Origin of the sequence: Nostoc foliaceum FACHB-393, from assembly GCF_014698505.1 — a bacterium.
GTDB classification, from domain to species: Bacteria; Cyanobacteriota; Cyanobacteriia; order Cyanobacteriales; family Nostocaceae; genus Nostoc; species Nostoc foliaceum_A.
Map to the genome: position 1 here is coordinate 1 of NZ_JACJTD010000066.1, position 26,636 is coordinate 26,636.

The following is a 26,636-nucleotide window of genomic DNA, read 5'->3' on the forward strand; positions in this document are numbered from 1 at the left end:
GAACGTCAGGTAGAAAGGGCATTTTTTTGTCAGCAGGTCAGGCGCTGATGGAGTTGAGGGACAGACGGCTGTACCGTTCCACGCACCGTACTTTTGAAGAATACTGCCGCGATCGCTTCAATTATAGCCGTGATGCCGCCTACTTAAAGATTTCGGCTACTGTGGTTTATGAGAATCTCCAAAAGTTTTTGCCGACCAATGGTCGGCAAATTCCAATGCCGACCAACGAACGACAATTGCGGTTTTTGGCGAAAGCCGAGTTGGAACCTTCTGTGCAAGCGGATGTATGGCAACAGGCAGTAGAGCAAGCTGGCAATAAGATTCCATCTGGTCGCATAGTGAAAGATATTGTAGATAGGATACGCGAAAGCACGAAAGTACCCAATCTTTACCATATTGGTGAAATATGCATTCTTTTGCCAAAGGATAACCCAGACTTGAAAGGTAAAGCGGGTTATTGGGGCGTGGTAAGTCACGTTGGGGAATACAGCTGTACAATCCAGACTTGGGACGGCGACTATACCGTAAAAATTGAACACCTGAAGTTACTGGAATTGCTTGATGAAGATTGCTTTTTTATGCAGCAGCTATGTGTGAGGTTACGGCAGTTGCATCAAGTGGCCAGCCGTGACTCTTCTGTGGATTGGCTGTTGCAGGGGTTGGGGAAACAAGTTAAACCTTATTTATCTTCGTTGCAGGCAAAATTGCTGGCGGCTGTGGAACGGGAGTACAAAATCGAGTGGAGGCAACAGAAATGATGGCGCAGCTAGGAAACAAGAGGTTAATCCAACAAAGTTCACTAAACTCGTTTAGTTTCAAATATTTCTCGCCACAATTCAAATTCAGGACAATTACACCAAAGGGTAACGAACCCATCAAAAAGTTTAGTTCCTGAATTTTGAACTCCCCTTGGGAGAACTTGGATCAAGATAGGAATATCCAAATCACATTTCCAATTTTCTATTTCTTTTTGAATTTGGGCAATAGTGTCTTGATGGAATCCTCGGTCGTTGTTGGAACACTGAACAAGTAAACATCCATTATCAGAATCTTTGACTCGCTTGATCGAGAAATTAATCTGCGTCCACATTGATTGGACTTCATTGAAAATATTAGGCAAACCATAGTGATTGCCTAATATTGCCTTGCGGCGTTTCGATTCACCCATAAGTCTCCCTCAGCAATACAAATTTTGACAAGGATGACGAAGAAGATAAGGAATCTTCTGACGACGAGTAAGCTCAATAGCGCTCAGACTAACCCTCTGGGGGTTATTAACTACTAATACTATTGTAACGATAAATCAAGGGTTTCAAGTATTTTGCAGTTGCAAGAATTGGGGATTTTGCTAAACCCTATCTTTCATCGTTGCAGGCGAAACTGCTGAGGGCTGTCGAACGAGAGTACAAGCTTGTTTGGAGACAGCAGAAGTGACCAAAGAAGCAGGGGAGCAGAGGGGCAGATAGGAACAGATATTTAGAAATTCCCCTCTGCACAAGAGCACCCCTGCCCCTGGAGCATCCTTACGCCGCTTACCCTTCAGCTTAACAAGCGTGCCATTCGGCTCTAAACACTTAGATGAGGTTGTAGAAGTTCACACAAGTAAGGCAAAACGTCGTTTTTACAGTATAAAAAAGGACGGTACTGTGATAGAATCTACGGTTAATAGCAAAGAGTGATATCTTGTGCCGTTTTCACGAGCTAGAAAGGTTTTTTTAGACCAAATTATGGTTAGCGAATTGGTAAATCTCAAACAAGAACTGATTTCTATTTCAGAAGCTAGTGACATTGGATTTAACTATACTCCAACAGCTGCATTGCAAATCGAGACATTAGCGCGATCGCTTGAGGCTGTAAATCCTACTACTGAACCAACAAAACATCTTGAGTTGGTTCAAGGGCGCTGGCGGCTCTTGTACAGTACATTTGGCTTAGAACAAGAAACTACTCTACAACGTGTTTCTTTTGGTAAACTCCCGAATGTGGCTATCAGCGTTACTGGTATCTTTCAAGAAGTTTATACAGCTGGTCAGCAATACAATAACCTAATTGAATTTACTCTATTGTCTGGTATTTTAGGTATTACTATAGTTGAAGGGCGTTACACAGTAGAAGATTCTAAACGTCTCAATATTGATTTCGTAGAAACATCCGTTAAAAGTGTAAGCAATGATTTGACCGACTCTAGTTTTCGTAAGGCTTTAGGAGTCGATAATCAGTTGCCTTTGGAATCAACACTCTCCTTTAATGGCTGGACAGATATTACCTATTTAGACGAAAATTTTCGCCTCATGCGTGGGAATCAAAAAAATTTGTATGTGTTGCTACGATCCGAGTAAAAAGATCAGAGTCTCCTTACTTGTAAATAAAGCTAAAACTATTGCCTAGACTGTATTTGTCTCACTAAATCATTAAAAGGTTGCCAATTATCTTCTTGGGTGATCGCTTCCCAAATAGATTCTATATGGCGAATGAATTGTCATTGATCGAAGGAAGGAGAGCTTTTCACCCAGACATTTTGGTTGTGATAAAAATCACCACGTTGTTCTAGCGTAAACCCACCCAGCAATAATCCCAACCATACTTCTACCATCGGCATTTGCAACACACGTTGCAGTTTAACTAAAGAAATCTCATCTTTGACATTTATCAGATGGTTAGCAATCGCGCTCTGCCATTTTTCCACATCCTCATCTGATGCCAAATTGCGGACATCTTCTAAAGTTGTCACCTCATCGAGCATTGCCAAAACATTCGCTTTTTCAACAGGTGCTACTACAGAATCGCCCGATTCAGTAGAATGTGAAAATTGGTGTGGCCCATGCGGTCTAAAGGTTTGTGGTGTTTGCGGTTCAATCAAATCATCCAAATCTAGGTGCATTGTTGTCCGCACTAGACCAGCAAAGAGATCGGTGCTAATAATTGGCCCCTTTGGGCTATTGCGATCGCGGGTATCTTGCAACAGCACTTCGGCACGAGACTTGAGAATATCCGCAATTTGACTGAAGGCAAGCGCTGCGGTTAATAACTGTGCCTCTAAGGGTAATTTTTCTAGCTCGGCATCTAAACATTCCCACATCGGTACAAGTGAAGATGTGGGTGGAGATTCGGACAACTCATCAAGCACATCCCAGATTGTTAATTGACGATATGTAGTCATCTCTAAGATTGTGGATGCAAGGGGCAAGGGCGCACTGGGCAGTAGCTTGAGGTAATCTCAAACATATCCTTATATTGATATAGTGAAACACCGTATTGTTTAGCAAAAGACTGCAACACCTGATCTGTATAGGCGCGGATCTTGCCAGCCGTTAGTCCAAAGCAGTGAATTGGTTCTAAGCGACAAATAGGCTGTTGTCCCAGCCACAGTTCTGCGCCCAAGGCGTGCAATGGCTTATCCCCTGGTTCTTTATACAAATACAGCACTGCAAAATATGTTGCTGGTGGTTCGACTGCGATCGCATCAATTTCTGCTGAATTATTCTGAGAGCGGTTGCGGTAAAACGAACGGCGATTATGACAGACTTTGGGATTCCAACATCCATCCCCTGCTGTTCCATGTAAAACTTTAGCTTGGGCAGTTGGTAACTTGGCACATAGCTGACATTTTGGATCAAGTGGCTTGGGCATACCTTATTCCACTTCTTCGCCGATTGCACGATAGTAAGCAGCGATCGCAGCTTCTTGCTCACTGCGAAGCGTATACCGCCGAAACGCTTTCTCACTTTGATGTCCTGTTAACTTACGGGCATGGCTGGGGTCAACTCCCAATAGCAATAAGTCAGTGGCATAGGTGTGACGAAAGGAGTGAGGGTGCAAATCCTCAATGTGAGCTATTTCACCAATTTTTTCCACCGCGAAGTAAATGCCGTGATAACTCAAGCGTTCACCTTTGTATGAAGCATGGTGTGAAATCATTAATGGGCTAAGGCTGGACAACACCTCTCCTTGCTGTGAGCGCAATTGTAAATAATCTGCCACGACTTCCCGACTCTCTTTTCGCAGTGGCACTAGGCGCGGTTCATTAGTTTTGGTGTCTGGTAAAAATAGCAGCTTGCCATCAAATGAGCCAACATTTAACTGCACAACTTCCCCAGCCCGGAGTCCATGACTGAGAATGTGAACCAGTGCTGTATCCCGTTGCTTTGTTTCTCCCAGCAATTCCAACGCTGACCAAACCTGTTCCATTTCTTCAGGGGTCAAACTTTGCGCTGGTGGCAGTGGCACTTTTTCTAGTTTTATCCCCAGTGTCGGATTAGTAGAAATAATTTCAGGATACGTGTAGCACATCCATTTGAAAAAGCTTTTGAGAGCCGCAATTCCTGCATTAATGCTGCTTTTGGAAAGCGGTTTACCTGCATCAGTCTGTATTTCATCTCTTAGGTATTCTTTATATAGCGCAAGATGACGTGGACGCAGTTCATGATAGTGCAGCTCACTCCAAGCCAAAAACCGCTTCAGTTCACGTTCGTAAAGCTTACGGCTGTTAAGTGCGAGATTGTTGCTGCGTAAAAATTCCAGTACTTTTATCCACCGTATGTCTGTGGGTGCAGCTATTTTTCCTGCCCTGCTTCTAGATTCTCCCTGTAGGGTTGATGGTGCTTGATCCTGTATGTGGATCAACTTGATTGGCGGTAGGTTGTCAAACTGAGGATTATTTACCATCTTGATCGCGAGCGCCTAGAAGCAGTATGGAACTAACACCCAAAATTGTATGTGACTTTAGGGAAAATCTGGCTAGCGTGTCACTAGAATGCTTCTTAATCTTGGTACTGAGGTGAATTGTTGAAGATGTTTACAAATCTTGGGTAAGTGAACTAACTCTCCGTAAAAAGCCGCCTATTATGGACAGTTCACCAGAGTAAAATATTTGTTTAGTATTTTCAGTCTTTAATGGTTGCTTCTTTGTTACATATTGGGACAGGTTGGCATATCATCTCCAACCAGTAGCCTTGCGAGACTGGGCAAAGCCTCACCGTAAGTTGGGTGAATGTGAACCGATTGTTCAAGTATCTGCCACGTTGCTTTAGCTTCCATCAGCGACAAAAAGACATGTACGAGTTCAGCCGTTTCGTACCCAACTAGTGTTGCTCCTAAAATTAAATTCGTGTGGGTGTCAATAACCATGCGATAGAAACCTAAATCATGCCCCCACTCAATGCTACGGGCGATGTGAGCCATCGGCAGGGTGACTTCGCGTGCAGCAATACCCTGTTTCTGAGCCTGTTCTAATGTCATCCCCACCCGGCCCACTTGCGGCTCTGTGTAAACGGCATAGCCTAACACGCGATCGCTGCGTGTCCTCTGTTCGCCACATAGAATGGCTTTCAAGCGACGATAATCTTCCCAAGAAACATGAGTAAAAGCAGGTTGCTTGGCAACATCTGCGATCGCATAAATCCCAGGACAAGTAGTCTGAAACTGATCGTTGATTTTAATAAAACCCTGTGCATCTAATTCAACGCCTGTCACCGCAGAATTTAATGCCTGAGTATTCGGTTTGCGCCCAGCCGCAATCAGCAATGCTTCTCCATCCAGTACTTCACCATTGTTCAGCGTTAGGGTAAACACACCGTTGGTATAAGCAACCTGCTGAACAGTCACATTGAAATGCAGTCCAATTCCGTCTTGCTCACAGGCATCAGCAAGCACAGCACTGACATCGGATTCTTCTTGAGCCAGCAAGCGATCGCCCCGCACTATCAATGCGGTTTGGCTCCCTAAACGCGCCATTCCTTGCCCTAACTCTAGGGCAATATAGCCACCGCCGACCACGAGCAACCGGGGCGGAATCTGCTGCAAATCAAAGAAATTTCGGTTGGTGAGATAAGGCGTTCCAGCTAAACCAGGAATGTCAGGAATATTAGAGGATGTTCCTGTGTTGATCACAATGATCGGAGCCTGCACAGTCACACCTCCTCCGCTCACAGTTCGCTCTCCGGTGAAAGCGGCTTCCGCACAGACAACTCTAACCCCTGCACTTTCTAATCGCCGCTTAGTACCCTGGTTAAACTGGCTGCGAATACTACGTACACGCTCCATCACTGTATAAAAATCTATTTCAAGGTGCGCGTGTATGCCTAGCTTTGCAGCTTGCCGAGCGCGGCCTGCGGCATGGGCTGCGGCTAAAAAGGCTTTAGAAGGAGTACAGCCATAGTTTATGCAACTGCCACCTAACGCATCGCGCTCAAATAAAACGACGTTTCGACCTGCCTTAGCAAAGTCAGCCGCAAGTGGAACTCCGCCCTGACCACTTCCAATCACAATTACATCTGCTGTTTCCATTGTTACCTCTGTTGATAGCTGGTGATTACAGTTTGTTGAGTACGACTGGCTTTAATTAAATCGGCTGCTTTTTCACCAATCATAATTGAGTCAACCGATTCTCCTCGTCTGCTGTTTGTGGTGTGAATCGATTGGTTTTGAACTAACGCAGTGACTTGAACGCCGCGCGGATCTCCTCAGAGAAGAGCTGCGGCTGCTCCCACGCTGCGAAGTGACCGCCCTTGTCCACCTCATGGAAGTAGATCAGGTTGCGATAGGCGCGTCGGGCCCACGTCTCTGGAGTTCGATATACCTCCTCCGGAAATACCGTGATGGCCACCGGGAGCGAGATATCAGCGGTCTTCTGCGCGGCCGCGTTCAAAATGCTAGTGTTGTTCTCCCAGTACAGCCGAGCTGACGAGACGGCACTGTTCGTCAGCCAGTACAGCGTGATGTCGTCCAGCACCTCATCTTTCGTTGGGGACTTTTGGGAATCACCGCCGCTGTACGTCCACTGCGCGAAGCCTGGATGTCCGAGCATCCAAGCCGCGAGTCCGGTCGGCGAGTCCGTCAGTCCATACCCGACCGTCTGCGGCTGCGTGCCCATCACCACGGCGTAAGCCCGTTTCTTCTTATTTAACGTGTCGAGTGAGTCGTACGCCGCGCGTTCCTTCTCTGAGAGTCCCGCTGGCGCGGGCCCGCCGCTGGCGAGTACTGAGGCCACCTCAGGCGGTATCGTCGCCGGCAAGTTGATGTGGATGCCGAGTAATCCTGCCGGTGCTTGGCGCGCCATCGTGCTAGAGATGGGAGACCCCCAATCGCCGCCCTGGGCGACGTAGCGGGTGTAGTCAAGGCGCTTCATCAGCTCCGCCCAGGCTCGCGCGATGCGGTTGGAGTCCCAACCAGTGTCCGTCGGCTTGCCGGAGAAGCCGTAGCCGGGAATCGACGGGATTACTAGGTCAAATGCATCTTCTGGGCGCCCCCCGTAGGCCGTCGGGTCGGTCAGGGGACCGATGATCTTTAGCTGTTCAAATACCGAGCCGGGCCATCCGTGCGTGACGAGCAACGGCAAAGCGTTAGAATTTTTGGAGCGGACGTGGATAAAGTGAATGTTCAGTCCGTCGATGTTCGTTACAAACTGTGGTAAGGCATTCAACTTCGCCTCGGCTTTCCGCCAGTCGTACTTCGTTCCCCAGTAACGGACGAGTTCCTTCATTGTCGCCAGTTGCACGCCCTGCGACTGGTCGGCGACAGTCTCCTTGTCAGACCAGCGGGTCGTCGCAATGCGCCTGCGGAGATCGACGATCGCCTCTTGCGGAACGTGGACGCGGAAGGGACGGATGGCATTGTCTTCGGTCGCCTTGCCCGCGACCTGGGTTTGTGCGTCGGTCTGGGTGAATTGCTGTGCAAGCAGGCGAGCGGGCGGTGCCAGAAACACCGTTGCCGCCAAGAGCGCGACGAGGAGTCGCGACAGGACGAAAGTACCTGCGGTGCGGGCTTTGGCTTTGTAATGTACTTTTTTCAGTTTGGTCATGGTGTTTTCTCTTTGCTGCAAATTATCCGTTTCACAACTTAGGCTAAACCCAATCAGTAACCGTCAACTTCGACGACGGCCTTGGCAAACTCCCGAGGTGCTTCTTGCGGCAGGTTGTGACCGACACCGCCCTTGATGACCCGATGTGCGTATTTACCCAAGAATTTCCTTGCGTAGGTACTGGCATCTGGGTGCGGCGCACTGTTGGCATCACCTTCAAGAGTGATGGTGGGTACGGCGATCACGGGGGCTGCGGCGAGCCGCTTCTCAATCTCGTCATACTTCGACTCGCCTTTGGCGAGTCCCAGCCGCCAGCGGTAGTTATGGATGACAATACCGACGTGATCTGGATTGTTGAAGGATGCGGCACTACGCTCAAACGTCGCGTCATCGAAGTGCCATTTCGGCGAGGCGAGCTGCCAGATAAGCTTGTTAAAGTCATGCCGGTATTTTTCGTAGCCGGCGCGGCCCCGCTCCGTCGCAAAATAAAATTGATACCACCATTCGAGTTCGGCCTGCGGCGGTAGCGGCGTCTTGTTGGCTTCAGGGCTGCCGATCAAATAACCGCTTACGGAGACGAGTGCTTTGCAGCGTTCTGGCCAGAGTGCCGCGATGATGTCGGCTGTTCGCGCCCCCCAATCATAACCAGCGAGAATCGCCTTCTCGATCTTGAGCGCATCCATCAGTGCGATAATATCGACAGCGATCACCGACTGCTGCCCATTCCGGAACGTCTCACTTGAAAGAAAGCGCGTTGTGCCATAGCCGCGCAGATACGGAATGATCACCCGATACCCAGCCGATGCCAACAAAGGGGCGACATCAACATAGCTATGAATGTCGTAGGGCCATCCGTGCAGGAGAATTACTGGACGGCCATTCGCAGAACCCGCTTCAGCGTATCCAACATTCAGCACACCAGCATCGATCTGCTTGAGTGAGCCAAATAATGTGTTTGTCCCCGACTTCATCCTGGACAGAGCGGCTGGTTTTGTTTGGCTTGATTGGGCGATCGCAGAACCGAATATGCCTAGCTGTGTAGTAGCAATGGTCATAGCCGCAGTACCCAAAAAGCGGCGGCGTTGATAGTTGATTTTTTCGGACATTTATCTTCTAGCTCCATCTCAATTTCTCCCCTTGCTCCCTACTCCCTTGCCTCTTTTGACCGTCCCAGAGCTTTCGCGGGTTGCCATCTGCTCTTTCAAATCCATTTCTAATCCTGTTCGCCGAGCGTTTGGGCGTAGGTTTTGCCGTACGGGTAGAAAAGTTCTTTGCGTCCTTCCTGCCACGCCGCTTTCAGTTCAGGTGTTGTGATGTCCCAGTCCGGTCGGCATTTTCTGAGAACGGCGCGCAGGTCTTGGCGCAGATCTTCGAGAGTGGGTCGCCCGAAGAACCAGTAGCCCATGTAGATTTTATAAATAACCAGCCCCGGTTCGAGGACAATCGTGTAGGGGATCATGGGATTGTGGAGAGGGTCTGTGTATTCGGCGATGTCGAGGTCTTTTTGGATTTTGCGTCCCGCATCGGAGAGGAAAGGCCAGTGGGCACCAACGCCGCTGCGATATTCATTCGTCTCAGTGATGTTGTCGGTGCTGATCGTGACCAGCCGGCAATATGCGACCTCAAGCTCACGATGGAGTTGAACCAGCCCTTCAGCCTGTCGGCGATCCTTGGGGCAGTACCCGCCGCGGCTGAGGACGAGAATCATCGGATGTTGACCTTGTAGCTCGGAGAGCTTCCGGCGTTTCGTGGTGTGGTCGGGCAGTTCGTAGTCGGGGAAGACCGCCCCTAAAACTATGTCAGATCGCATTTTAAAACTCCTTTCTTGTTGAATTGACAACCTCAACATGAATAACCGACAAAGCCTCAAACCGTGGCTTTACGGAGTGTGAATTCATCAGCGTGCAATTTTACAAAGTCGTACATACTCGTTGGTGTCTTGCCGATGAGCTTGAACAGGTCATCTGTCATGCGGTCATACCGCCCCTGCGCGTGAAGTTCTGCCATCACCGCGAGGTGGTTGACGAGGTGCGTTGGCACCTCAAACTTACGAAGCGTATCAACCCAATCGGAGAGCGGCACATTACGATAGCGGATCGTTCGACCGAGTGCCTCAGAAAAGACGCGCGCGTAGTGGTTCAAATCGGCCGACTCAAATCCGGTCAGATTGTAAACATGACCAATGTGCGAGGCAGGGTCGTCGAGGATCACGGAAACGGCGCACGCCACATCAACAGCTGAGATAGGTGAGGTCTTACTGTTACCCAGCGGCAGCGCCAGTTCGTTGCTGTCCCGGACGCCAGCAGCGGCGAGACGCAGGAAGAAGCCTTCGAGGAAGACCGTTGGCCGCACTGTGACGACAGGCAGACCCGACCACGCTAATGCCTGTTCCGCAAGCCAGTGCAGCTTGTGCTGTGGGCTGTCAGTGGTTTCAGTGATACTCATCTGCGTCACGGTCATCTGCGACATATTCACGAAAACCTCAACGCCGTGGTGCTTTGCCACCGCAACAGTGTTGACCGTAGCTTCCAAATAAGTTGGAGAGACGGACATGCCAAAATAGATACGCGCAACACCTTCGATCGCGCGGTGCATCGAGGCAAGATCTGTCAAGTCGCCCTGTACGACTTCGGCACCAAGCTGGCGCAGTCCCTCTGCGCGTTCATCCTCCCGTCGAACCAAGGCGCGCACCTTATGCCCTTTAGCGAGCAGCATTGCGGTGAGGTGGCGGCCGATCGCACCGAGATCGCCTGCTGCTCCAGTCACGAGAATTGGGCTGTCATGTGTGGATTTCATCGTCATATCATTTACCTTTTTGTCGCTCGTTGCGAAGACGTATCTGTTTGTGTTATCAACCGAACGTGAACGCAAAAGCCTCCACCCCGGCATCCAGAAACTCAATCTCGAACTGTCGATCGCTAATAGGCTTTGGCTGTCGGATCAGTTGGTACAACCGCTGTTCGGTAGCTGTGCCTTCGCCTCGCACATCGACATCAAGTCCGCGAGCCGTGACTGCTGGCTGCCCGTCTACGAGCACGCGAAACCGCACGGATGTTCCTCGCTCGGCCGGTCCCATGACGAGATGAAGGTCGCGTGCGTGAAAGCGGTACGCGATCCGCCCGCCGGACTTGTTGAGTACAATGGCTTGTTTTCCGATTGTCCAATCGCCCGAAAGCGCCCATTGATTAAGGTTCAATTGTGCGGGGGCGGTATACAAATGACGCTTGTTTAACACCGCGCCGGAAGACGCAAAATTATCCGTTCTTTCATAACCGAGGTAATTTTCAGGCGATTTCAAGCTGTTCCAATCGGCGGCAGCCTCAAAACCGCGAGCATCGACTTCGATTATTTCCTGACCGACACGGACAGTTCCAGCCTCAGACAGTAGTTGTTGAATTACCTTTTCTGATTGCTCATACTCGCCCTCGCCGAATTGGTGATGACGAATACGTCCTTGTGTGTCTATAAAATAAAGGGCTGGCCAATAACGGTTCCCGAAAGCACGCCACACCGCATAATCGTTATCTATGGCGATCGGATAGTCAATTTTCAATTCTGTTGAGGCTCGGCGGACATTATCGATATTCTTCTCGAATTCAAACTCCGGTGTATGTATACCAATTACTACTAGTCCCTGATCCTGATACTTCTCGGCCCACGCGCGAACATAAGGGAGTTGGCGCAGCCAGTTGATGCAGGTATAAGTCCAGAAATTGATCAGCACGACTTTTCCACGCAGTTCGTCAACCGTGAATGGCTGCGAATTGAGCCACGCGATCGCGCCGACAAGAGAAGGCAGTTCGCCTTCAATCGGTAACTTAGCCGTTGCTGACGTAGCATGTTGTGTGGTGCAGCCGATTATACCAAGCTGGGTGGCAGCAATAGTTGTAAGCATGGTTGTTAGAAAGTCGCGGCGATTATGATTGATTTTTTTGGACACGTGCAGGCCTTCCTGTAGTTGCGTTCCGATAGATACGGTTGCATTAAAGTACTTCGACGGTTCTCTCCTCATCAATGACCGCGCGCGAGACATCATACTTGGGGTGTACGATGCGCTCATGGACGGGCGACGTGGGCGTGCGATCGATCAGCAAACTGAGCAGTTCGGGGCGGCTGTAATGACCGCGTGCGTCCATGAGCCGCTTGCGGGCATCGATCTGGGCAAAGTCAAGATCGGCGATCACTTCGCCTTCGCCCGCTTTGAGCGGCTCACCGATGATCCGGCCGTCGGGACTCACGATGGCCGTGAAGCAGCCACCAGAAATCGGCCCGATCGCGCAACCCGTGTCCTTCATGATCTGAGCCTGCTGATCGGCATCCAGCCACGCGGTCGCACAGACAACAAAGCAGGCGGATTCAAGGGCGTGCTGGCGGACGTTAATTTCTGCTTGCTCCGCGAACAGTGGACCGGCGAACGATCCGGGATACATCGCCGAGTGGATTTGCTCACCATCGGCGATCATCGCATACCGTGCCAAAGGATTGTTATGCTCCCAGCAGGCAAGTTGTCCGATGCGCCCAACCGCACTATCGATGGCACGCAGACCCGAGCCGTCACCCTGGCCCCAGAGTATCCGCTCGTTATAAGTCGGCGTAAGCTTGCGGCGGCGCTGGATCAGCGTACCGTCTGCGTCGAACAGAAGTTGTGTATTATAAATCGAGCCGCCGTCGCGCTCATTGACGCCGATTGAAACGACCATGTTTGCTTCCTTTGCGGCTTCGGCGATCGCCTGAGTTTCGGCAGAAGGCACCGTAACCGACTCTTCAAGCAACCGCAGATGTTCCTTTGCCAACGCGAACGGGGCTAGCACATAGGAGAAGTAAGGGTAATAGGGAATGATGGTTTCGGGGAAAGTGGCGAACTGGACGCCTTGTTGGCCCAGCTCACGGATCTTCTTTACGACCTTCTCGACGGTACCCTGCCGACTGTACAGCACGGGGCTGATCTGCACGGCAGCAGCTTTAACAATCGTACTCACTGTGTCTTCCTCTCTCATGCTGAGACTAGTTTCATCGGTACCAATACCTCTGGCGGGCGAGCGCTATCTACGCTGGCAGCAATGGTCTGTCTCCCACCAGTGCTTGGGGTTCAATTGCCTGTTGCGCCGAAGCTCGAAGCAGTCTTGAATGCTCTTCTGCTCCGTCGGGCCGGGCATAGAGTGTCCATTAGTGCGCGTGCGCGCGTTTGTAATTAGGTACAGTGAACGTCAGCGTCACCACCTGTCCGGGGAAGACATTGTGGTTAGGGTCAACCAACTCGATCTTCACCTTGTGTTGACCGGGCGGCAGTCCGGCTATGTCGATTGTGTTGGTGTCACTCGCATCCGCCCACCACCAGGGCAGGTCATCGACGGTTATGTGCAGATGTCCGACACGTGGAGATGTCTGGATAGCACCGGCCCCAAACACGGGTACGATGCGCAAGTTCTCCACTCGGTACTGGGCCCAGAAGATCCCCTGGGCCAACCCCTCAGGGAACGGGGGATCTACGATCAGCTTAGGTGCGGGTTCGTTCTTGATCGGGAGATATGGTGAAGCACCGCGAATGTCCCTCGCACTCCGGGTAAAGGGGCGGGTTGCGTTTGGGTCAGTGGACTGCACGGTTCCGGGTTGAGTTGTGGCGGTTTCCTTTGGTTGTGTTTGGCTCGATTGGGCGATCGCAGAACCGAATCGACTTAGCTGTGTAGTTGCAATGGTCATGGCTGCAATGCCCAAAAAACGGCGGCGTAGTGGGTTGATTTTTTCAGACATTGATCTTGCTCCAATTGGGTTTAACTGGAATGGCACTAAGTTAAGCTAAAGGGTAAGCGGCGTAGGGATTGCAGAGGGGCAGGGGTGCAGAGGGGAATTTCTATTTCTTCTGTTCGTATGCCTAAAATTTCTTCTTTCTTCCCTGCTCCTTTGCTCCTCTGCACCCCTGCTGCCTCAACGATTTTCCCTTTTTTAGTGCCATTTGGTTTAACTGAGGTTACGTATGGTCTGCCCACATGATTCAGCTGTGATAGTGGGGCGAGTTGTGGGTTTGAGTTCCGTCGCTCGCCCCATCGCTCAATGCAGCGAGGAAATGGCGATCGCTGCTAGCAACGTGTTACTGATGTTCTGTATGATAGGTGAGCTAGTAGTCTGCCAAGGAAACTTTGCATGGTGGTTAGCAGAGGGGCAGAGGGGCAGAGGGGAAAGAACTTGGTATTTGCCTCTCCTCTGCTCCCCTGCTCCCCTGCTCCTCTGCCGACCTCCACCCAGCAATTTTGGGTTGGCGAACTACTAGTTGCTCTCACCGATTAGCGTCGTCCAGAACCCGACCTAGTGGATGCCATTGTGAGCGCATCATTTGGAAAGAACAGGCAAAACCTCTTCCATGTAACGGTCAGCGGCGGCGGCGGCCTCTTCTGGGCTACTGCCATTTTGACGCGCACTCAGGTAAGGCGCGTACCAGTCCCACCAGTTATGCTCGCCGTAAGTCTTCTCGTAATGGTCGTGGCGCTCTGCCGTCTCGTGGAGAAGGGTTGCAAGGGTTGCAACGTCTGTTTGTGGAGAGTCCCATAGGCGGCCAGGAAACCGCGTTGTGATTTCCTGGAGCAGCCAAATGTTTCCGTCTGGGTCCTCAAACGAGGCAAATGAGAAGTAGGAACGACCTTCCGGGTCGCGCCCGCTGACGCGCGGGTTCTCCACGGCGTTGTTGAATGGTCCGCCAGCGTAGTGGAATATCTCGCTGACGTTGACACCACGAGCGATCAAGTCTTCGCGGGCAGCGTCGAGGTTGTCAACGGCAAGGACTAGGTTTTGCACCGAGCCAGAATTGGCTGGAGTGACTCCCTTGCCGAAGATGATCGAGGCATCCGAGTTGGGTGGTGTCACATGGACGTTGCGGTAGCCACCTTCCGCGATGTCGATATCGAGTCGCCAGCCGAGATTCTGGTAAAATGCCTTCGTGCGATCAACGTCGGAAACGGTGAACACCACAACTTCGAGCTTCATGTTTGGACTGTTTACGTGATTGCTACTCATTTTGTTCTCCTTTGAATTGTGAGCTTGCTGCTCACCTCGATTCACTTCATTCTTCTGCAATTGCCCCATTTACACCATTCAAGTTCTCCCAGTTAACACGCGACTTAAATGTGCGTCTGCCAATGAAAAGCGCGGTGATTTTATGGCGCGCCTGAGATTGTTTTTACAGAGGTTTGCAGTTGGTGTTCGATCTGTAGAATTTCCGCTGCCCGCTCCCCAACGATCACGCAGGGAGCCATCGTGTTGCCCGTGGTTACTCGCGGCAAAATCGATCCATCCGCAATCCGGAGATTGTCGATTCCATACACTTTCAGGTTGCTATCCACTACCGACAGGTCATCTCGACCCATCTTCGCGGTGCAGGTTTCGTGCCAGAAACTTGTCGCCGCATCTCGAACAAAGCGTTCGAGTTCGGCCCCTTTCAAATTACCTGGCATGACTTCACGCTTGACAAACGGACGAAGCGGAGCGGAGTTACCGACTTCGCGGCAGAGTTCTACGCAGGCGATCGCGGTTTTGAGATCGTCCGGGTCAGACAGCGTGTTTGCATCAATCAGAATCGGGTCGGATGGATTGGCTCCCGTCAGGCGCAGACGACCTCGACTTTTGGGGTGCGCGATCGCCCCAAATAACGTCCAGCCTGCATCAGGTAGCCCAAAGCGGATGGCATTCTCAGCAGTGGTTTTTGGCACCTCGGCCTGACAGACAAATAGATCTGGACTATCAAGCCCGGACTGGCTGGTTGAGAAAAAGATTGCCTCGGACAAGTTGTTTCTGGGTTCGAGAGCAGTTTCATATTCCCAGACACAATCAAATGCAACGTGGTCTTGAAAATTTTGCCCCACACCGGGAAGGTGCTGCACGACAGGAATTCCAAATCGTCGCAACTCGGTCTCATCGCCGATACCAGATTGCATAAGCACTTTTGGCGTATGGATTGCACCGAGCGACAGCACGACTTCGACTGCCGCACCAATGCGATAGATCGCGTCACGATAAGCGATTTCCACGCCAGTCACCCGCTTGCCCTGGAACGTCAGCCGTGTGACCAGTGCATGACTAAGAACCGTCAGGTTTGGCCGATCCATATAAGGGAAGACGTAAGAACGGAATATCGATTCGCGTTTGCCATTGCGGACTCGCACATCGCTGATAGAAGCACCCTTCGCCGCTTCCATCATGCGTCCGTTCGGATTTTCAAAAGTAGGAATACCCGCCACCCGCGCTCCTTCGACCGTTGCGGGTGCAAGCGGGTTTGGCTCCGGCGCGGGCTGGACAAATACTGGTCCTCCCGTTCCGCGATACATTGGGTCTGGTACGCCATGCCAATCTTCCAGGCGGCGATAAATCTGCAAGACGGCTTCATAACTCCATGCCGGATCGTTGGTTTCGGAGGCGAAAAAATCCCAATCATGCTTGTGTCCGCGTGCCCAAACCATAACGTTGATGCTCGATCCACCGCCGAGTGTCTTGCCCATAGAAAACGGAATCAAACGACCGTTCACATGTAGATTCGGCTGACCCTGGAAACTCCAGTCGCGATCGCTTCCCAGGTTCATCGGCCATTGATTCGCTTCCATGACATTTGGCACATCATCGCTGCCTCCAGCTTCAAGCAACAGAACGCTGACATCGGGATTCTCGGCAAGTCTGCGGGCAACCACCGAGCCAGAAGATCCAGATCCGCAAACAATAAAATCGTACTGGTACCTTAACTGGGAGGTGAGCTGCTGCTGGTTCCTGCGGACACGTTCGGCAAAAATATCACGGTTATCAGTGCCACGTTGATAGTTCTCACGTTCATCCTCAAAGGACTTGTTCTCAAAATTCGTCTTCATCGCGCCTACCTCGCTTTCAAAATCGAATTAACTCAGGTTGCTTCTTGTCCGTTTCCCCTGCTTTGGGAGAACTTGAAGTTCTGCCTACGCCCGAGAATCATGTGGAGGGTAATCTCTTTTAGATTAGTGAGCTTGCTGTCCACCTCGGTTAACTTCATTCTTCTGCGATCGCGAAGCGTGGTCTCTGCCCAATCGCCCGAAATTCCAATCCTGCTGCTAGTAGTCTGCCAAGGAAACTTTGCGTTGTGGTCAGCAGAGGAGCGGAGGGGCAGGGGGGAAAGACTTACTGCAAGTTTCTTCCCTGCTCCCCTGCTCCCTTGCTTACCTCCACATAGCAATTTTGGGTTGGTACACTACTAGTGTCGTAGCTTGGGCATCGAGAACTCCGAGAAAGGTAAGGCGATGACCGCGCCGTTGCAGTTCACGACCTAATGCAAACATCGGGTTGAGGTGACCCGTTACTGCTGGACAGATAATAGCAAAATGAGTCATATAGCTCTAAACCAGTTATCTTGATTTGCAAGCAATTCAGAGATAAAGTTTGGTTTGAACTCTTAACTTTTTACTTGAGTTGTAAAGAAGCAGTTACGGCAATAAATTCTTGTATGATTTTTTCGATCAGTTCACCTGCTGGGAGAGCTTCGGCTAATGCTGCTCCCTGCCCTGCCCACATACTGACAAAATCTGGATTTGATTGTTGAGCAGAAGTCTGATACAAAACCCGTCCTATAGATATCTGAGCCGGGAATGGTAGCACCTTATCCCTGTTATTTTCCATTTCACGGATAAATCTATTTCGGATTGCTCTGGCGGGTTTGCCGGAAAATACTTCAGTAATCACCGTGTCTTCGTCCTTAGACTTGAGTACCGCCTGCCTATAAACTTCTGGGATATTGTTCTCAGGGCAGGCGAGAAAGGCGGTTCCCATCTGTACCCCGCTTGCCCCAAGTGCGAATGCAGCAACGATTCCACGAGCATCCATGATTCCGCCTGCCGCAACGACCGGAACCGATACTGCATCAGCTATTTGCGGCACTAACGCTGCTGTTCCAATCAATCCGTGTTCATAAGGTACCGCAAAGGTGCCGCGATGACCTCCGGCTTCAAAGCCCTGGGCTATGATGACATCGACTCCTGCTTCGACGAGCGCTTTGGCTTCACGGACGGTCGTGGCGGTTGCTAATACAATTGAGCCGATCGCATGTATCTCACGAATTGCCTCAATTGGCGCAGGCCCAAAGTGGAAACTAAAAACAGGTATTTTCTCCTCAAGCAGGACAGTAAATTGATCTAGAAATGGTCCTAGTATCGGTATTGGTTCGGGCACAGGTCCGGCATTTAATTCGTTATGCCATTTTGTTAATAGCTCAGACATCGGTGTTTGCTGCTCAGGCGTAAGTTGATATGCTTCAACTGCTGGAGCAAACAAATTCACGGCAAAGGGTTGGTCTGTCAGCTCTCGAATTTGCCTGATAATGGAGCGAAGTTTGGCTGGTAGGGTGGCCGCACCACCATACGAGCCAAGACCTCCTGCATTAGAAACAGCCGCAACCAACTCAGGTGTGGAAGCGCCAACCATCGGAGCCTGAATGATTGGATGCGTGATCTTGAGCAAATCTATCAGTTCTGTTTTAGGCCACATAAGTATCTCCCACGCCTGCTAATAGAAGCAGCAAGATATATATATATATATATATGTCTTTCAGTGATTGTCTGCATGATTCAGTTGTGACGGTGGAGGGGAGTCTGCATGTCAGATGCCACGGATTCAAGTTCCCTCACTCCCCCCACTGAGGAAAAGGCAGTCGGTGCCAGCAACTCGCTGCTGATGTTCTGCACAAGTTGACCGTCCTTCTCGGTTTCGGACTTGATCGCGATCCATTCGGGGTCGGTGAGGAATGCACTCCAGCGCTCCTCGCGCTGGACCATGCTGTTCCAGGCAAGCAGGTAGGTGAGCCGATTACTCTCGTTCGTGCCGATTAGCGTTGTCCAGAATCCTGCCTGGCGGATGCCATGCTTTTCCCAAATCTGTAATGTGTGGTTCTCGAAGCGCGAAAGCAGCGCTGGTAGTCGTCCGGGTATGGCATCATAAATACGTAATTCGTAGATCATGCCTTTTTCGAGTGGGGTCATGGTATGCGCTCCTTGGTCAGCAGGTTAGACGATCGCGCAATTTTGCTTGAGAGCGTCAGAGTCATTTTTCTAATCGCAAGGCGATATCAGTGTCCCGCACTCTGACCACCATCGACGTGAAGGATTTCGCCCGTCACAAAGTTGGCTGATTCGAGGTAGAGGATTGCATCAATGATGTCAGAGATTTCGCCCATACGATCCATTGGGTGCATGGCAGCAAGCTGTGCATGGGTCTCGGCAGGGTGCATTGGCGTTTTGATGTTACCCAGCGCGATCGCGTTCACCCGGATACCGCGCTTGGCATACTCGATCGCCAGCGATCGGGTCGCGGCATTCAGTCCGCCTTTTGTGAGTGATGCAAGTACAGATGGTACGCCAGCGATCGGGTTGTCAACCAGGCTTGTCGATATCTGCACAACATGACCCCTCCCCTGCTTCTCCATCTGGGCGATCGCAAGTTGCGTCATGTGAAAGAAGCCAGTGACGTTTGTACCCAGATAAGCCGCGTAGTCAGCCTCGGTGTATTGGGTAAATGGCTTGGAGATGAAGATACCAGCATTGTTGATGAGCGTGTCGATGCGGCCAAAGCGGGACACGCCTTCGGAAATAGCACGCTCGGCGGTTTTGCGATCGGCGATGTCGCCCGGCACTGCGAGGATTGCATCATCGCCCGACGGCTCGATCGAGCGCGAGGTTGCGACTACCCGATAGTTGTGATCGCGGTACGCCTTGACAAGGGCTGCGCCAATGCCCTGCGACGTGCCGGTAATAACAGCGACTTTCTGTTCAATGCCCATCGTAAAACTCCCTTGGAGATAATGTATGAATTTTGTAGGTCAGGAGGCTATGGTCAAAGCCGCTATACGGTGGTCATGGTCGGTACTGGTAGCGACTGGCAGCCATGCTTCGATTTCCTGTGCCATTTTCGCGGCGTTGCTCTGGTACATCGCGATCGTGTCATTGCCGACGGGCAAATGCAGTGGCGGACGTTCTGTATTGGCGAGTTGAATAATCACTTGGGCAAACTTTTTCGGATCGCCGGGCTGATGCCCATGTAGCGCATCGGCTCCGCTCCGCATCGGCCCTACTGTTGCCTGGTAATCGTCGATAATGGTTTTAGCGGCGGTATATGATTCAGTGCTTAGGAAGTCGGTACTAAAAAGACCGGGAGCCACTACGGTGACGTGGATGCCGAGCGGTGCTAGTTCCACCGCTAACCCTTTCGAGATCCCTTCGACCGCAAATTTAGTAGATCCATACAATCCCCAGCCAGGAATTGCATCATAACCGAACAGCGATGAGATATTGATGACCCGCCCTGACTTTTGCTGGCGCAGGTACGGCAACACGGCACGAGTCACGTTGAGTAAACCAAACACGTTGGTGTCATATTGTTTGCGGACTTCGGCATCCGTAGCTTCTTCGATCGCGCTAACCATGCCAAACCCAGCATTATTAACTAAGACATCAACCCGACCGAAACGGGCAATGCCTTGCTTGACAGCCGCTTGTACCTGTTCTTCCTGGGTGACATCCATCTGCACAACGTACAAATCCGGGTGGTTGTGCAAAGTTGTGGCAAGTTGTGCAGGCTTACTACGAACTGTTGACACTACTTGATCGCCCACTGCCAGGGCTGCTTTGGCAATTGCTAACCCAAAGCCTCTGGAGGCTCCGGTAATAAACCATACTTTCTGCGTTTTCATCTTGTTTTCCTTTTGGTTGGTGAAGCTTGCTGCCCACCTCGATTAACTTCATTGTTCTGCGATCGCTCAATTTGCACCACTCAAGTTAGTTGAGTTAAAACGCGACTTAATCATTCGGGTTGAAGGAAAGTGAAAGGAAGTGAGGCTGTTAAGCACCTAATTTGCAGTGTAGACCGCAGGGGGAGGCAGCGCGGTGGACGGGTTTCCCGGCATAAAGCGACTGCCGTGGCAGAGGAGCAGAGGAGAGAGATTGGCGTTTTTCCTTAAATTAACAATATGCAAGTTAAATGCCTAATAGCTTACTAAGTTGCAATCATACGTAGTATTTCTACCTCCTCTGCCCCGGTTGTTGAGCGACTTGCCCTGAGCGCAGCCGTTTGACGAAGTCGTTTCCGCAGGGTAGGGAGTCGAAACACTGCGCCCCTGCCCTCCTGCCTACCAAAACTAATATTTTTAAACGCAACTCGGTATGAGCTGGCAAGATATTGAGGGCAGCAGTAGCCAGTCTATCAAGTCGCGGGATCTGCCCTTAAGTTTGCTCCTAGTTTAATTTCCTACCAGTTTGGTGTGTTGGTGGCGGCACAGGCGACAAGTACGATGCACCTCTAATTGAATGGAATAGTGAGATGTGCGAAGCTCGTAGGCAATCAAAACCATTCCCCCAAATAAAACGGCAACTCCACCAAGAAAGACTATCAGTGCCATCTGTGATAGCCAACTGACATTAGTGGCAACTGCTATGGCAATGACCAGCATATCCAGCATAAAGACTAGGATGGAAGTATAAGTAAGAACAAGGGCATCATGCACGAAATGATGGTGCCTCAGCAGATCCCTTAGTAGGAATTCAAGTTCTTGTACCCTCTGAACTTTGTCCTGATTGTCAACCAGATCGGACTCCTGCAAGTCGCTCAGTCTCTGGTTAACAGTACGTAGGCGATCGCCGAGGGAACCGTACCGGATAATCAAGCCGTTTACCATGATGGCACAAGTCGTAATCGTGACGACAGGCGCAATGATCAGGTTAATTGTCTTTGTCACTTCCTCAATTGACGACATCATGCCACGCTCCCTTAGATAAGGCGTTATACCGCCCCCAGTAGTAAAAATCCTTGCAATGCGTGCGTCTTACTTTTTGTCGTTTATGACCAGGTTCTGTTCATTGGTATCAACGACAAGCACTGCTAGGAGACGTGCAGGTTCAGTATCACTGGCATTTGCGCTCTTCAGATGATGATCGCCAGGTGCTTCAAAAAAGTTCTCACCAGCGTGATACACCTGCTCTGGATTATCATTGATTTTACTCCGAATTGCACCTTCCAGGACTGTTGCATAGATGAAAGCTGAGGTTGCATGGGTGTGAGGGATCGATGAGACACCTGGCGCATATTCGACCAGCTGGACTTTCATGCTCTTGCCGGGGACATTGGGAAGGGCACGGTCGAAGACCAATGTTACCTTTTCACCCAACACGGTTGAAGCTGCAAATACGGGGAGAGTTGCGAATAGGGAGAGTGCTATGAATAAAGAGAGAGTCATGAATACAACTCTATGGAAAAATCTAGTAAACATTTCCGTTCTCCTGGCGTGAATACAAACGGGTGGATATAAATCCGTCTGATTTGCCCTCATGCTGAATCAAGCATATCGCGGATTAGACAGGTGTAGATTGAGTTGAGCTTTGCAAAATTCAGCAGTTGCGGGATGTTGGGCTTTGTGTCCTCAACTCAACTTATGTCAGTATTAAATTCTCATTGCTACTCTTTAAGCAATAGAGCGGTTGAGCCAGTCCTTGAAATGGGTCGAACCGATGCGCGAGTTGCCCTGAGGAACGAGCTGATCGTTCAACGCTGCACCAAAGTAACGGGCGTGACTGTCTACAACCACCTGACGTGAGTCGTGAGTTGCGCTTAGGAATTGGCGGATGATTTCCTCGAAACGGAACCGATCTGGGCCAGCTAAATCGATAATGCCGTTTACTGGCGCTCCCAGTGTGATATCGACCAGCGCATCTGCAACGTCATCTGACCCGATGGGCTGGATAAACGCAGGGGGCAAGTGAACTGTTTGCCCATCGGTTGGGAATTGAGCGATGATCGTCTCGATGAACTCAAAGAACTGCGTAGCGCGAACGATTGTATAAGGTATTTCTGCGGACTGGATCAACTTTTCCTGAGCGACTTTCGCACGCATATAACCGCTATCAGGGATGCGATCGCTACCGACTATTGATACTACAATATGATGAGCCACACCAGCGTCTGCCTCCGCCGCCAGCAGGTTCCGGGATGACTTAAGGAAGAACTCCAACACCGCCGCATCCTCAAAGGAGGGTGAATTCGTTACATCAACAACAACTTGAGTACCCACTAACACCTCAGCCAGTCCCTCGCCTGTAACTGCGTTGACACCTGAAGAAGGGGACGCTGCGATCGCTTCATGTCCGCGCTCACGTAGCTTGCTCACAAGCTTCTTGCCAATCAGCCCACTTCCACCAATGACAACAATTTTCATGGCAAAACCTCTGATAATTTAAAGAACATGGTTGTTAAGTTTTGAGCCATCCGCAGTGAGTTGTGAAAAAACGAGAACTTACCTTCGATAAGCGGTTGTGTCACTTATTTGATCTCAGCCGGGTCAAACTCGGTAACTCGTCCCGGACGAGCAGCCAGAAAGACATCGTAGGAAGAACAATAGGCAATCGTGATATCATTGGCTCTGTTGTAAAGATGAACTACGGTATTCGCTCCTCCGGGTTGAAGACCAATGGGTTCCAGGTCGCCAAAAAAGAGACGGCGAATCGTATCACCACTGCCCAATTCATCCCTTAATTTCCGTAACAGAGCTAGTTTCCCTTCCAGGGTAGGAGGGGTTGGATCGGCTGGATTCGCTGCTTGAGTCATAATTGTTGTTCTCCAATGTGGTTGAAATTTACTGGTGAAACTTTTTCATACCCAGACGCAGTCAAGTTGTGATAAAACCTTGCTACTCAGGCAAGTGGCAGGTTTCCTTTTAACTAAGAGCCACGGTGGTGTCAACCACCCATTCCAAAGGTCGCGGCTGAAAATTAAGTTCGCGTTTTGCCTTGGCATTGGATGCACCTCGCATCTGAGTTTGGTAGTAAACAATGTCCGCACCACCCTCCATTTTCAGAGCATCTTCAACCGATACTCGTGGTGGTGGGGGAGCATTCAGAGATCGAGCAAAGGCAGGGAGCCATTCGCGCACTGCTAAAGGTTGATCATCGACAATCAGATAAACCCCAGGATTGCCCTGCTCTGCTGCTGCAACAGTGGCGATCGCTGCATCCTCAATGTGTATCCATGACCAGACACCATCACCATTGCCCACAATGGGAAACTGTTGCTGCCGCACCTGTTGCCCGACATCGCCATCTGAGTTAAACCAAGTGCCGGGGCCGTAGAAGAAACCATAGCGTAAAGCGATTCCTTCCAGATCAGGCGTTTGGAGTAAACGACGTTCAGTCTCAATGACGAGGCGAGCATCTGCGGCAACTGCGGGGGAGGCATCAACTGATAATGGGGTTTCTTCATTTGCCAATCCAGCACCGGGGATTCCCCAGAAGGCCATCGACTGTTTCAGGAAACGGCGCACCCCTGCTGCCTTTGCTGCCGCCAGCACATTGCCACCGCCTTCCGACCGAATCCGCATATTTAGAGCCTCTGTCGCATTCATGGATTCGCGGCTGTAAGTTTTGGGTAGAGCGGTGAGTTGTTCGATCACGACTTCCGGTTGAGCGTGGGCGATCGCTGCTTTAACTGAATCTGCGTCGAATACATCTGCGATCGCCGGTTCGATTCCCTGTGCCGCTAATGACTGTGCTCTTTCTTGGGTGCGGGTCAGCGCGACAACATTGTGTCCTTTGGCAAGTAATTGGTCGAGCGTTGGGCGACCAATCGCTCCTGTTCCCCCAGCAACAAAAACCTTCATTTGTGAATCCTCCAAAACTTGTTGGCTAGTACGGCACTACATTGCGTTGATAGCGGAGGGGGTAGAATAATAGTAGCTCCTCTACTCCAGTCCTTTACTTCTTCACCCATTTCCTTGTCATAATCTCTGTCGTGAACTTCGCTTCTGTCCTTAAGCGATCAATGTTCCATTACCGTCCGGGAAGCCGCACCCTGACCTCTTGGAGTATCCAACCATTGCCGTCAGGATCACTGAATGAGGCATAGGAAGCATAATCGCCACGCTTTGGATCGGGGCCTGGTACTCGTCCCTCAGTTCCTGCATGGTGGAAGATCCCGCCGATGTCGTGGAACACCTCACTCACCTCCACACCCCGCTCAACAAGTTCGGCACGGGCTGCTTCAATGTCGTAAACGATGAGATACAAGCCTTGAACTGAGCCAGGCTCGGCTAAGGACACTCCTTTCCCAAAGATAATTGATGCTTTCGATCCAGGCGGGGTAAATTGTACGACTCGGAAACCATTCTCGCCAGGGAAGTCAGCATCGAGTCGCCATCCCAACGTTTTGTAAAAGTCTTTGGAGTGATCGACATCGGCAACGGGTATCACCACAACTTCGAGTTTCATGTCTTGACTGGTTACAGAATTGCTACTCATCTTGTTCTCCTTTAGATTGGTGAATTTGCTGTTCAGATTCGTTACTTTTCATTCTTGGGCGATCGCTCAATTTAGACCACTCAAGTTCTCCCAGTTAAAACGCGATTTAATTGTTCGGCATTGGAAGAAAGCAGCAGGAAAACCTTTGTTGGGATAAACATTAAAAACGTTAGTTAATTGCCGCCACAATGGCTACTATCAATTGCTCAATAGCCCAACGTTCACGATAACGAATCTCATTAACAAACAAAGCTGGTGCAGCTTCTACCCCACTTCGATATCCACCTTGAATGTCTGCAATGATGCGATCGACATAAACTCCTTTGGATAAGTCTTGCAAAAATCGAGGAATGTCAAGTCCCAGACGATTCGCATATTCCACAAGGTATCCGTTCTCTAACGCTTGTTGATAGATAAAAAGCATCTCGTGCATCTGCCAAAATTGACCTTGCATTGCTGCTGCTTCCGCTGCTTCCGCTGCCCGTTGAGCATGAGGATGAATCTGTTTCTGGGGAAAATGACGAAAGATAAAACACACATCATTCTCCGCGAAATAAGGACTTAACTGCTGTTGAGCGGCTTTAATCAACCGATAGGCTTTTGCACTTTGAAAACATTCATAATCTCCATACATGATGAGTACAACACTAGCACTTAGCACACCTTGAATGTGATCTTGAATTAAAGGCGGGACAAACAAGGAACGATGCTCGCGATCGTCAGCCATCTTTCAGACCTGTCAAGCAAACTTAAACCCTGCAACTAAATTGCTGTTAGCGTTTGCATGAATTCAATATAGGTAATTGATTCCTACATGTCATCCACTGAAAGTCCATAATTTTGCACAACATAAGGATGGACGAAGTAATCCATCAAAAGCAGTAGCTTGACTCCGACTTTAGTCGAAATCCAAGCCTCAACTAACGTGAAACCTATAAACTAACAAGCCCACGTTTAATAGCAACAATGACGGCTTGCGTGCGATCGCTAACTCCCAGCTTGCTCAAAATACGAGTCACATGCGATTTAACAGTGCTTTCACCAATATTTAGAGCAGTTCCAATGTCTTGATTACTCAATCCCTGCGCCATTAAACGGAGCACTTCTAGCTCTCGCTCACTGAGTACTGGGTTGTTCATCCGTTCTACCAATTTTCTTCCCACGGTCGGAGAAACATACTGCTGACCATTATGAACGATGCGGATCGCATTCAAAAGTTCATTTGGTTTTGCATCTTTAAGCAGATAGCCCTGAGCGCCTGCTCGCAATCCTCGATAAATATCTTCATCGCCATCATAAGTGGTTAGCACAATAATTCGCGCTGACTGAAATTCAGCACAAATCGCAGTAATGGCTTCAACCCCTGCCATTCTCGGCATTCGTAAATCCATGAGGGTGACATCAGGCTGATGTTCACGATAACGGTTGATCGCCTGTTGTCCATCCTCTGCTTGAGCAACCACTGTCATCTCTGGATCGTAGTTAACGATGTTTGCCAATCCTTCTGTAACGAGGGAGTGATCGTCAACAATCAGAACCCGAATTTTAGTAGATTGACTCATAAT

Annotated in this window: 31 protein-coding genes and 1 pseudogene; 4 read left to right on the top strand and 28 right to left on the bottom strand. The window is 50.2% G+C overall.

Annotation, left to right across the window (positions count from 1 at the left end; genetic code table 11):
• On the top strand, window positions 1-758 hold a 758-nt coding region (locus H6G92_RS31710), incomplete at its 5' end, for a hypothetical protein (protein WP_242059383.1).
• Between the two features lie 41 nt (window positions 759-799).
• On the opposite strand, the gene H6G92_RS31715 is transcribed toward H6G92_RS31710, so the two are convergent.
• The gene (locus tag H6G92_RS31715; RefSeq protein ID WP_190899892.1) at window positions 800-1,168 is read right to left on the bottom strand and encodes a hypothetical protein; all 369 of its coding nucleotides are present in this window, start codon (window positions 1,166-1,168) and stop codon (window positions 800-802) included.
• A gap of 559 nt (window positions 1,169-1,727) precedes the next feature.
• Between H6G92_RS31715 and H6G92_RS31720 the strand changes: the two genes are divergently transcribed.
• A complete protein-coding gene (locus H6G92_RS31720) occupies window positions 1,728-2,339 on the top strand; it encodes a PAP/fibrillin family protein (protein ID WP_190899894.1) in 612 nt (203 codons plus the stop codon).
• Window positions 2,340-2,479: 140 nt separating this feature from the next.
• Here the strand turns inward: H6G92_RS31720 and H6G92_RS31725 are convergent, their stop codons facing one another.
• The 12 genes from H6G92_RS31725 to H6G92_RS31780 form a co-directional block, all read right to left on the bottom strand.
• On the bottom strand, window positions 2,480-3,160 hold the full coding sequence (locus H6G92_RS31725) for a hypothetical protein (protein ID WP_190899897.1): 681 nt from the start codon (window positions 3,158-3,160) through the stop codon (window positions 2,480-2,482).
• Window positions 3,161-3,162: 2 nt separating this feature from the next.
• The gene (locus H6G92_RS31730; protein WP_190899900.1) at window positions 3,163-3,630 is read right to left on the bottom strand and encodes a hypothetical protein; all 468 of its coding nucleotides are present in this window, start codon (window positions 3,628-3,630) and stop codon (window positions 3,163-3,165) included.
• Window positions 3,631-3,633: 3 nt separating this feature from the next.
• Window positions 3,634-4,665: a tyrosine-type recombinase/integrase gene (locus tag H6G92_RS31735; RefSeq protein ID WP_190899902.1), complete on the bottom strand. Its 1,032-nt coding sequence runs from the start codon at window positions 4,663-4,665 to the stop codon at window positions 3,634-3,636.
• 243 nt (window positions 4,666-4,908) lie between these two features.
• Window positions 4,909-6,285, bottom strand: coding sequence for a dihydrolipoyl dehydrogenase family protein (locus H6G92_RS31740; protein ID WP_190899904.1), 1,377 nt, complete (start codon window positions 6,283-6,285; stop codon window positions 4,909-4,911).
• A 142-nt stretch (window positions 6,286-6,427) separates the two neighbouring features.
• Entirely contained in the window at window positions 6,428-7,798 is a 1,371-nt protein-coding gene (locus tag H6G92_RS31745) for an epoxide hydrolase family protein (protein WP_190899906.1), read from the bottom strand.
• A gap of 53 nt (window positions 7,799-7,851) precedes the next feature.
• Window positions 7,852-8,904 carry an alpha/beta fold hydrolase gene (locus H6G92_RS31750; RefSeq protein ID WP_190899908.1) on the bottom strand — a complete coding sequence of 351 codons (1,053 nt, stop codon included), beginning with the start codon at window positions 8,902-8,904 and terminating at the stop codon, window positions 7,852-7,854.
• Between the two features lie 107 nt (window positions 8,905-9,011).
• A complete protein-coding gene (locus tag H6G92_RS31755) occupies window positions 9,012-9,608 on the bottom strand; it encodes a redoxin domain-containing protein (protein ID WP_190899910.1) in 597 nt (198 codons plus the stop codon).
• Window positions 9,609-9,664: 56 nt separating this feature from the next.
• Entirely contained in the window at window positions 9,665-10,600 is a 936-nt protein-coding gene (locus tag H6G92_RS31760) for an NmrA family NAD(P)-binding protein (protein ID WP_242059384.1), read from the bottom strand.
• A gap of 49 nt (window positions 10,601-10,649) precedes the next feature.
• Window positions 10,650-11,738, bottom strand: a complete 1,089-nt coding sequence (locus tag H6G92_RS31765) for a thioredoxin family protein (RefSeq protein ID WP_199345060.1) — start codon at window positions 11,736-11,738, stop codon at window positions 10,650-10,652.
• 43 nt (window positions 11,739-11,781) lie between these two features.
• On the bottom strand, window positions 11,782-12,777 hold the full coding sequence (locus tag H6G92_RS31770; RefSeq protein ID WP_313890018.1) for a nitrilase-related carbon-nitrogen hydrolase: 996 nt from the start codon (window positions 12,775-12,777) through the stop codon (window positions 11,782-11,784).
• Between the two features lie 187 nt (window positions 12,778-12,964).
• Window positions 12,965-13,549: a DUF6130 family protein gene (locus tag H6G92_RS31775; protein ID WP_199345061.1), complete on the bottom strand. Its 585-nt coding sequence runs from the start codon at window positions 13,547-13,549 to the stop codon at window positions 12,965-12,967.
• A 35-nt stretch (window positions 13,550-13,584) separates the two neighbouring features.
• Entirely contained in the window at window positions 13,585-13,785 is a 201-nt protein-coding gene (locus H6G92_RS31780) for a hypothetical protein (RefSeq protein WP_190899917.1), read from the bottom strand.
• On the opposite strand from H6G92_RS31780, the gene H6G92_RS31785 reads away from it, so the two are divergent.
• A complete protein-coding gene (locus H6G92_RS31785; protein ID WP_190899919.1) occupies window positions 13,773-14,066 on the top strand; it encodes a hypothetical protein in 294 nt (97 codons plus the stop codon). The two genes, H6G92_RS31780 and H6G92_RS31785, sit on opposite strands and share 13 nt — an antisense overlap.
• Before the next feature lie 59 nt (window positions 14,067-14,125).
• Here H6G92_RS31785 and H6G92_RS31790 read toward each other — a convergent pair whose 3' ends face one another.
• From H6G92_RS31790 to H6G92_RS31850, 13 genes and pseudogenes are all read right to left on the bottom strand, one after another.
• Window positions 14,126-14,875: a VOC family protein gene (locus H6G92_RS31790; protein ID WP_242059385.1), complete on the bottom strand. Its 750-nt coding sequence runs from the start codon at window positions 14,873-14,875 to the stop codon at window positions 14,126-14,128.
• A gap of 71 nt (window positions 14,876-14,946) precedes the next feature.
• The gene (locus H6G92_RS31795; protein ID WP_190899920.1) at window positions 14,947-16,644 is read right to left on the bottom strand and encodes a GMC family oxidoreductase; all 1,698 of its coding nucleotides are present in this window, start codon (window positions 16,642-16,644) and stop codon (window positions 14,947-14,949) included.
• Between the two features lie 357 nt (window positions 16,645-17,001).
• Window positions 17,002-17,136: pseudogene (locus tag H6G92_RS31800) on the bottom strand (glycosyl transferase family 1); the annotation flags it as partial.
• Between the two features lie 70 nt (window positions 17,137-17,206).
• On the bottom strand, window positions 17,207-18,286 hold the full coding sequence (locus H6G92_RS31805; RefSeq protein ID WP_190899923.1) for an NAD(P)H-dependent flavin oxidoreductase: 1,080 nt from the start codon (window positions 18,284-18,286) through the stop codon (window positions 17,207-17,209).
• Between the two features lie 80 nt (window positions 18,287-18,366).
• Entirely contained in the window at window positions 18,367-18,777 is a 411-nt protein-coding gene (locus H6G92_RS31810; RefSeq protein WP_199345062.1) for an NIPSNAP family protein, read from the bottom strand.
• 86 nt (window positions 18,778-18,863) lie between these two features.
• Complete coding sequence (locus H6G92_RS31815) at window positions 18,864-19,574, bottom strand: SDR family NAD(P)-dependent oxidoreductase (protein ID WP_190899925.1); 711 nt, start codon at window positions 19,572-19,574, stop codon at window positions 18,864-18,866.
• A 39-nt stretch (window positions 19,575-19,613) separates the two neighbouring features.
• Window positions 19,614-20,483 carry an oxidoreductase gene (locus H6G92_RS31820; RefSeq protein ID WP_190899928.1) on the bottom strand — a complete coding sequence of 290 codons (870 nt, stop codon included), beginning with the start codon at window positions 20,481-20,483 and terminating at the stop codon, window positions 19,614-19,616.
• Between the two features lie 546 nt (window positions 20,484-21,029).
• Window positions 21,030-21,545 (bottom strand): DUF2721 domain-containing protein, encoded by a 516-nt coding sequence (locus H6G92_RS31825; RefSeq protein ID WP_190899930.1) that lies wholly within the window; start codon window positions 21,543-21,545, stop codon window positions 21,030-21,032.
• Window positions 21,546-21,611: 66 nt separating this feature from the next.
• Window positions 21,612-22,022 carry a cupin domain-containing protein gene (locus H6G92_RS31830; protein WP_242059386.1) on the bottom strand — a complete coding sequence of 137 codons (411 nt, stop codon included), beginning with the start codon at window positions 22,020-22,022 and terminating at the stop codon, window positions 21,612-21,614.
• A gap of 225 nt (window positions 22,023-22,247) precedes the next feature.
• Window positions 22,248-22,997: an SDR family oxidoreductase gene (locus H6G92_RS31835; RefSeq protein ID WP_190899933.1), complete on the bottom strand. Its 750-nt coding sequence runs from the start codon at window positions 22,995-22,997 to the stop codon at window positions 22,248-22,250.
• Between the two features lie 104 nt (window positions 22,998-23,101).
• Entirely contained in the window at window positions 23,102-23,386 is a 285-nt protein-coding gene (locus H6G92_RS31840) for a hypothetical protein (RefSeq protein WP_190899935.1), read from the bottom strand.
• 109 nt (window positions 23,387-23,495) lie between these two features.
• The gene (locus tag H6G92_RS31845) at window positions 23,496-24,434 is read right to left on the bottom strand and encodes an NAD-dependent epimerase/dehydratase family protein (RefSeq protein WP_190899937.1); all 939 of its coding nucleotides are present in this window, start codon (window positions 24,432-24,434) and stop codon (window positions 23,496-23,498) included.
• Window positions 24,435-24,603: 169 nt separating this feature from the next.
• Window positions 24,604-25,071, bottom strand: coding sequence for a VOC family protein (locus tag H6G92_RS31850; protein ID WP_190899939.1), 468 nt, complete (start codon window positions 25,069-25,071; stop codon window positions 24,604-24,606).
• Between the two features lie 25 nt (window positions 25,072-25,096).
• Here H6G92_RS31850 and H6G92_RS40550 point away from each other — a divergent pair, with 25 nt between their 5' ends.
• Window positions 25,097-25,228, top strand: a complete 132-nt coding sequence (locus H6G92_RS40550; protein WP_277926804.1) for a hypothetical protein — start codon at window positions 25,097-25,099, stop codon at window positions 25,226-25,228.
• Window positions 25,229-25,240: 12 nt separating this feature from the next.
• Here the strand turns inward: H6G92_RS40550 and H6G92_RS31855 are convergent, their stop codons facing one another.
• Both H6G92_RS31855 and H6G92_RS31860 read right to left on the bottom strand, forming a co-directional pair.
• A complete protein-coding gene (locus H6G92_RS31855) occupies window positions 25,241-25,798 on the bottom strand; it encodes a DsbA family protein (protein ID WP_190899941.1) in 558 nt (185 codons plus the stop codon).
• A gap of 205 nt (window positions 25,799-26,003) precedes the next feature.
• The gene (locus tag H6G92_RS31860; RefSeq protein WP_190899944.1) at window positions 26,004-26,633 is read right to left on the bottom strand and encodes a response regulator; all 630 of its coding nucleotides are present in this window, start codon (window positions 26,631-26,633) and stop codon (window positions 26,004-26,006) included.
• Window positions 26,634-26,636 lie beyond the last annotated feature (3 nt).